This is a genomic window from Streptomyces sp. PU-14G (assembly GCF_041028275.1).
Taxonomy (GTDB): Bacteria; Actinomycetota; Actinomycetes; order Streptomycetales; family Streptomycetaceae; genus Streptomyces.
Genome location: NZ_JASKYT010000398.1, coordinates 1 through 6,524, shown reverse-complemented (window position 1 = coordinate 6,524; position 6,524 = coordinate 1). Strand labels below are relative to the sequence as shown.

The following is a 6,524-nucleotide window of genomic DNA, read 5'->3' as shown; positions in this document are numbered from 1 at the left end:
GCCCTGAGGCTGCGCCGCCCCCTCCCGCGGGCCGTGGAGGAGGCCGCACGCAGGGTCGAAGCGGCGCACCAGGCGGAGGAGACCCGCGCGCTGGACGTCGCCCCGTCACCGGAGGGAGCGGGAGCATGACACCGGCCGACGGCGCGTCCCCAAGCCCAGGCGGCGGCCCCGGCGGGCCGCCCGGCCGGGACCCGGTGCCGCGGGACCCCGCAGCGCGGAGGCCGGACCGTGGGGCACCGGATCGGTGGGGTCCGGACCGGTTGGGGCCGGACCGGCGTGTGACGGTCGTCATCATCACCCGGGACCGCCGCAACGAGCTCCTCCGTACGCTGGGCCTGCTGGCCGACCTCCCCGAGCGGCCCGAGGTCGTCGTCGTGGACAACGCCTCCCGCGACGGCACCGCCGACGCCGTGCGCGCCGCACATCCGCGGGTGAGGCTGTTGCAGCCGGGCCGGAACACCGGAGCGGTGGGCCGCAACCTGGCGGTACGCCACGTGACGACCCCCTACGTCGCGTTCTGCGATGACGACTCGTGGTGGGCGCCGGGATCGCTGTCCGCCGCCGCCGACCATCTGGACGCCCATCCCGGACTCGCGGGCGTCGTGGCACGCATCGTCGTCGAACCGGAGGGCACCGAGGACCCGGTCGTGGAGGAGTTGCGCACCTCCCCGGTGCGGGGCCCCGCTTGGCTGCCGGGCCCGGCGCTGGGCTCCTTCCTCGCGGCTGCGACCTGTCTGCGGGTCGCCGCGTTCCGCGAGGCCGGCGGTTTCGACCCCCGGCTGTGGCTGGGCGGCGAGGAGGAACTGCTGGCCACCGACCTGGCGGTGCGCGGCTGGTGGCTGGCGTTCGCCGAGGAACTGACCATCCACCACGCCCCCTCCAGAGCCCGCGACGCCACGGGCCGGCGCGTGGACGGGCTGCGCAACACCCTCTGGTACACCTGGCTGCGCCGCCCGCTTCCCGCTGCGCTGCGCCGCACCTGGTACCTGGCCCGCTCGGTGCCCCGCGACGCGGCCAGCGCCCGCGCCTTCGCCCGCGCCCTGGCAGGACTCGGCTGGGTCGTCGCCGAGCGCCGCCCCGTCCCCGACCACATCGAACGCCGCCTGGCCGCCCTGGAACGAGCCCAACGGCAGTCGACGGCGCGGCAGTACGTGGGCTGAGCCGCGCCCGGCCCCGGGCGTGGCACCGGGCCGGGACTGGAGAGAAGGGCGGTCCTGTGCCTGCTCAACTGCCGGGCGGCCGGACCGCCGAGTTCGGCGGGCGCGACACGCCAAGGGGGACCGCGGCGAGGGCCCGGCCGGGACGAGGGCCCGGCCGTGGAGGCTCAACATGCGTGGGGCGCTGGCGCGGGACGCCCAGTCAGCGGCGGGCGCCACACCTACCGCGCGCCCGTGGCGCCGTACCCACCACCGTCGCGTGCCTTCCCCGCCCCTGCGCGTAGGAATCGCCGCGTATGTGTCCGGGCCGATGTGGGAGGCCGAGGCCCCCATCGCCTCCGCAGCCTGGATCCTTGCCAGGGCGACCGCCTTGACCGACCCCGGCTCCCGCTGTGCGACAGTCGCCTTCGACCAGGGCGTCACCGCCATCAGCGCACCCGGTCGCGCCAGCGGGCAGGTGACTAAGTTCCGGGCCCGGGGCGGGGGACACAGCCTGGCAGCGTCCCTTGACATCCTGGACGCCGGACTGGGCCTCTCCCGGCCCGGAGCCGCCCGGCTCGCCGTCATCGCCTCCGATGGCCATTTCGGCACACGCACCAGGCAACAGGCCGCCGAACGCATCGCCGCGCTGAAGAAAGCCGGATGCGCGGTGCTGTGGCTCGCCTTCGAACCCCCGCAGCCCGGCCGCCAGAAAGGGCCGTTGCCCGGCGCCACGCATGTAGAGCCGACCGACCCCGCTGACGCTGTGGCCGCAATCAGCAAAGCCGCCACGGCTGCCTTGGCCGCCGCCCCCTGACCCCCGGAGCCTTCGGCTCTGGGCCCCGACGGTGGCGAGGCGGCTACCTCGCCCCCGTCGGCTACCGGGCGGGCCGATGCCACGGCCCGTCCGGCAACGACGGAAAACCCCAACTGCACGAGGAGTTGCTCCATGCAGAAGAAGAGTCCCACACCCGAGGACCGTTGCGAGCATGCTTCCTACCTGGTGTCGCCGCGCTACCTTGCCGGTCCCGACGAGAGTGTCCCGGTTCTGTGCTCTGACTGGACGCCACACGGCGTTCCCGCAGGTACAGCGGTGCGTGTATCGCGCGTAAGGCTGTATACCCTCCATCAGGAGGGGCACTACTACGAGGCTCTGCATGCCCCGGACGAGGACACGGCAGACACCTCCGACGGGACCTCCGGATGGCGTTTCAGCAGGCGAACGCACCCGGCCGCAGACGAGGAGTGGTTCGCGATCTTCGGCCCCGGCACCCCGCCCGAACCGCCAGCCGCCCTCGCCGACACCGTCTGCTCACACGTCCCAGGCAGCCAGGCGAACGTCACCGCCCCGGCCACCGAGGCTGTGATGGAGGCAGCCTTAAGGACCTTCGAGACGAACGAAGGCGGGGGCACATGGTTCGCTCCTGGGCGGCGGGCGCTGGTAGGCACCCCGGACAGCAGCGGCGGTACCTGGACGTTCGCCGCCGTCACCGACAGCGGTGACGTGCTGTGGTACGCCCTGGCCCACCGCTACACCCCACGCCACCTCATTAACGCCGTCTGCGCGGCCCTCACTGCCCCGGTACCCGTTCCCCGTCAGCGCCGGCCTGACCCCTGCCTCGGCCCCGTGAGCGTCACGCGCCTCCACACCTGAGATTCCCGTCCCCCGGGGGGACGTGGAGCACCAGCCTGGCCTCCCGGGGACGCGCGCCGAACCGCAATCAACTGCACCGTGAGCCGGAGAATTCGTATGCGCACGCACGACACAACCCCGTACCTGATCGCCCCTCTCCACCTCGCCGGCCCCGACGAGACCGTCAAGGTCCTCAGCGACAGGTGGCAAGCCCCTTCCTACGGCGACACCAACGTCTACGTCCATCGCAGCGCGGGACAACTGGTCGAGGCACTCCACACCCCCCGCTGGGCGCAGTCAGCTTGTGAAGAGCATGGCCGCACCACCGGGGGAGAGCCGGAAAGGGGCTGGGAGTTCACTGCCCGCAACGCCCCTGGCACCACCAGGATCTGGCGGGCGGTGTTCGCACCCTCTACACCCCCGGAGCTGCCTGCCGCGCTCGCTCACGCCGTGGTCCGGCTTCCTGCGATGCTGGGGCCCCTGATTCACGCTGAGCCGACTGCGCCACTGGCTGCCGCTGGATGGATCTGCGACCGGGGTACACGAGAGAACACCGGGTTCTCGCCTGACGGGCAAGCCATCGTCATCACCCCACCGCACCGCCACAACAGCCTCAACACCGCGCTAGACGGTAGCAAGGGCAACACCACCCAGCCCGAGGCCAAGACGCCGTGCGGCCGGGATGCTGGTGGCGAAGCGTGCACCGAGCGCTGGTTGTTCGCCGCCCAACACGCATGCAAGCAAGCGTTGCTGTGGTTCGCCCTCGCGGACGCGAGCGCCCCTAACGCACTGCTTCGTGCACTGTGCAAGGAGATCACCCGGGAGGAGCCGGTGCCCCGCAACGAAATCCCCGGCCCCGAGACCGGGCCAGTCCTCGTACACCGCCTGCGCTGACTCCGCTTCGCTGGGAGGGACACCGAAGACCAGGTGTCCCTCCCAGTGTGCCCGGCGCCCGGCCTGAGCCTGCGGATGTCCCTGGGCCACCGTCGGGCCCGCCCCCCCCACATTGGCACTTGTGCAGCCACCCACGGCTACGGTTGAGATCACGACCATACGGGTCTTCCGTCGTACGGTGCATGGGCTAGCAGTTGGGGCTGGGCTGGTGCTTGCCGACCCCGGCGGACCCCTCCCCGCCGTTGTCTTGACGGTGCCGAAGACTCCACCAGGCCAAGTCCGGAGTACTCCCGCGCTGGCGGGGAGCACCGACGCGCACGGCGCCGGTGGTGGACAGGTAGCGGATCACCCCCGCGCTGGCGGGGAGGACTCGATGTCCAGCGCCCGGTCGTTCGTGGTGGTTGCCCCCCAGCTGGCGGGGAGGACCCCCGGGTACATCTGCTGGCGGTTCATCCCCTCGGAACACCCCCGCGCCGGCGGGGAGGACCGTGTTGAACGAGCGGTCGGTGCGGTCGGTCGCGGAATACCCCCGCGCTGGCGGGGAGGACCACTCGCCGAGGGACAGGACGGTCAGGCCGAGCGGAACACCCCCGCGCTGGCAGGGATGACGACCGCCGTGGAGGAGCAGAGGCGGCGGCCCTCGGATCACCCCCGCGCTGGCGGGGAGGACAGCCGAGCGATGAGCACCACGCTCCCGGATACCGGAACACCCTGCGCTGGCGGGGAGGACGCCGGGCAACCAGTAGCCAGGAGGAAAGCACTCGGAACACCCCCGCGCTGGCGGGGAGGACAACCAGGCCGTGCCCGAATGGATGGACCCGATCGGAACACCCCCGCGCTGGCGGGGAGGACAGACGCCACCAATTCCAATCTCGGCTCTACCACGGAACGCCCCCGCGCTGGCGGGGAGGACCCGTCTCGGTCCGCGTCGACCCAGTGGCGGAACGGAACACCCCCGCGCTGGCGGGGAGGACGCCACGGCCTTCTCGGCGGCAGCGCGCGCGGCCGGAACACCCCCGCGCTGGCGGGGAGGACTCCAACGCGAACAGGGTCGAGGGCAGGTACTGCGGAACACCCCCGCGCTGGCGGGGAGGACGACGTACTGCCGGTGACAGAACTGCCCGCCGACGGAACACCCCCGCGCTGGCGGGGAGGACCGAAGATCACTGCCTCCTGCTTGCGCATCCCTCGGAACACCCCCGCGCTGGCGGGGAGGACTCTTCGTGACCTGCGGCTTAGTAGTGGCTTTGCCTTTTCGTGACCTCTTGTCCTGCTGTCTTGGGGGCGGCGGTCATGCGTATGAGGGTGAGTCCGTCGAAGTCCATGGGGGTGCGTCGGCGGGTGCCGGCGGTGTGGATGGCGTAGCCCTGTTCGGTCGGGGCGGGGTGTACGAGGACTGCGGCGCCGTCGCCGACGGTGTCGCATACGGCTGTCCAGAGTTCTTCGCGGACGCGGGTGGAGACGGTACCGACGAAGATTCCGGCGACGACTTCGGTGGTCCAGCGGGAGAGGGCGCCGCGGAGGTGGTCGGGGACGGCGGTGGTGGCGATGACGAGCATGGAGGGCATGGGCAGTCCCCGTTTTGGGCGTAGTTGACGCCTGCGGGGAGGATGCCGGTTTCGGGGTCCCACAGGTGCACCATGTGGCGTCTCGGCGTTCGTTCTGGTTCGGGTCCGGGGCGGCTCCGGGGGTGAGGAGGGTCTGGATGTCCTGGACGAGGCGGGGCAGCAGGCGCAGGAGCCGGAGGTCTTCGCGGAATTTTCGGCGGGCGGTTTGTTCTGGGTTGTCGGAGCGGTGGAGGGAGAAGGCGAGGGGGAGGGTGAGTTGGGCTTTGTAGAGGTCGGCGATGTCGTAGACGAAGGCGTGCTGGGTTCCGGTGTGGACGAAGCCGAGGGCCGGTGAGCAGCCCAGGGCCAGGAGGGCTGCGTGGACGACGCCGTACAGGCAGGTGTTTGCCGCGGAGAGGGCGAGGTTGACGGGGTCTTGGTGGTGCCATTGGTCGGGGTGGTAGTTGCGGCGGAATCGGCCGATGTTGTGCTGTTGGGCGAGGAGGCGGTAGAGGGATTCATTCGCTGGCCTTCCAGGCCGCGCAGTTGGGAGAGGGTGGTGCCTTTCGGCGGGGTGTCGCCGAAGCGCATTGCGTACATGCGCGTGGCGACGTCGAGGCGCTGTTCGGGTTGGGCCCATGCGGTGACTTGTTGTTCGAGCCAGTGGGTGGTGAGGGAGTCGGGGAGGATGCCGGCGTAGGCGCGGACGGCGCCGGCCCCGGTGCAGATCACGCTGGTGCCGTGGCGGGCGAGGGTGGTCAGGGCGCGGGTGGTGATGGAGACGCCGGGGCCGAGCAGGAGGCAGCTGATGCTGGCGGTGGGGATGTAGACGAGGTCGGTGCGGTCCTCGTCGAGGTTGATCTGGGCGCAGACGCCGGTGTCGTCCTGGACGACGCGGACCTTGTCGAGGTAGAGGAAGGACAGTGAGTCGGCGACGCGCGGGAGCATGGTGAGGGTGGGGGCGGCGAGGCGTCGTCGTGCCTGGCCGTCGCCGTGTGGTGCGGTGTTCATGCGGTGGTGGCGGGGGCGAGGCTGAGGAGGCCGGCTCCGTAGGGTTTGCCGCGGCCGATGCCGGTGAGCAGGGCGGTGGTCAGTGTGTCGGGGTCGGTGACGGTGGCGGTGCCTTCGTAGCGGATGAGGCGGTGGCGGATCCGGTCGGGTGCTTTTCCGGCCCCCCCCCCCCCCCCCCCCCCCCCCCCCCCCCCCCCCCCCCCCCCCCCCCCCCCCCCCCCCCCCCCCCCCCCCCCCCCCCCCCCCCCCCCCCCCCCCCCCCGTGGTGGCGGGGGCGAGGCTGAGGAGGCCGGCTCCGTAGGG

The 6,524-nt window shown here is 72.0% G+C and carries 5 protein-coding genes, 2 pseudogenes and 1 CRISPR repeat array; of the genes and pseudogenes, 4 read left to right on the top strand and 3 right to left on the bottom strand.

What is annotated here, in order from left to right:
- The first annotated feature begins 278 nt into the window (after positions 1-278).
- From AB8Z75_RS29860 to AB8Z75_RS29845, 4 genes are all read left to right on the top strand, one after another.
- A complete protein-coding gene (locus AB8Z75_RS29860; RefSeq protein WP_369207416.1) occupies positions 279-1,160 on the top strand; it encodes a glycosyltransferase family 2 protein in 882 nt (293 codons plus the stop codon).
- A gap of 256 nt (positions 1,161-1,416) precedes the next feature.
- Positions 1,417-1,953 carry a hypothetical protein gene (locus tag AB8Z75_RS29855; RefSeq protein WP_369207414.1) on the top strand — a complete coding sequence of 179 codons (537 nt, stop codon included), beginning with the start codon at positions 1,417-1,419 and terminating at the stop codon, positions 1,951-1,953.
- Between the two features lie 132 nt (positions 1,954-2,085).
- Positions 2,086-2,790, top strand: coding sequence for a DUF317 domain-containing protein (locus AB8Z75_RS29850; RefSeq protein ID WP_369207412.1), 705 nt, complete (start codon positions 2,086-2,088; stop codon positions 2,788-2,790).
- A 96-nt stretch (positions 2,791-2,886) separates the two neighbouring features.
- A complete protein-coding gene (locus AB8Z75_RS29845; RefSeq protein ID WP_369207410.1) occupies positions 2,887-3,663 on the top strand; it encodes a hypothetical protein in 777 nt (258 codons plus the stop codon).
- A gap of 458 nt (positions 3,664-4,121) precedes the next feature.
- A CRISPR array of direct repeats spans positions 4,122-4,881; the repeat unit is 29 nt; unit sequence CGGAACACCCCCGCGCTGGCGGGGAGGAC.
- 17 nt (positions 4,882-4,898) lie between these two features.
- On the opposite strand, the gene cas2e is transcribed toward AB8Z75_RS29845, so the two are convergent.
- The 3 genes and pseudogenes from cas2e to AB8Z75_RS29830 all read right to left on the bottom strand — a co-directional run.
- The gene (gene cas2e / locus AB8Z75_RS29840) at positions 4,899-5,231 is read right to left on the bottom strand and encodes a type I-E CRISPR-associated endoribonuclease Cas2e (protein WP_369207408.1); all 333 of its coding nucleotides are present in this window, start codon (positions 5,229-5,231) and stop codon (positions 4,899-4,901) included.
- 17 nt (positions 5,232-5,248) lie between these two features.
- Positions 5,249-6,158, bottom strand: a pseudogene (gene cas1e, locus AB8Z75_RS29835) (type I-E CRISPR-associated endonuclease Cas1e); the annotation flags it as partial.
- A 59-nt stretch (positions 6,159-6,217) separates the two neighbouring features.
- A pseudogene (locus tag AB8Z75_RS29830) lies at positions 6,218-6,364 on the bottom strand (type I-E CRISPR-associated protein Cas6/Cse3/CasE); the annotation flags it as partial.
- Positions 6,365-6,524: the final 160 nt, after the last annotated feature.

Excerpts from the sequence above, each read along its gene's own strand:
- AB8Z75_RS29850 (WP_369207412.1), top strand. The coding sequence starts at position 2,086 with ATGCAGAAGAAGAGTCCCACACCCGAGGACCGTTGCGAGCATGCTTCC.
- AB8Z75_RS29845 (WP_369207410.1), top strand. The coding sequence starts at position 2,887 with ATGCGCACGCACGACACAACCCCGTACCTGATCGCCCCTCTCCACCTC.
- cas2e (WP_369207408.1), bottom strand. The coding sequence starts at position 5,231 with ATGCCCTCCATGCTCGTCATCGCCACCACCGCCGTCCCCGACCACCTC.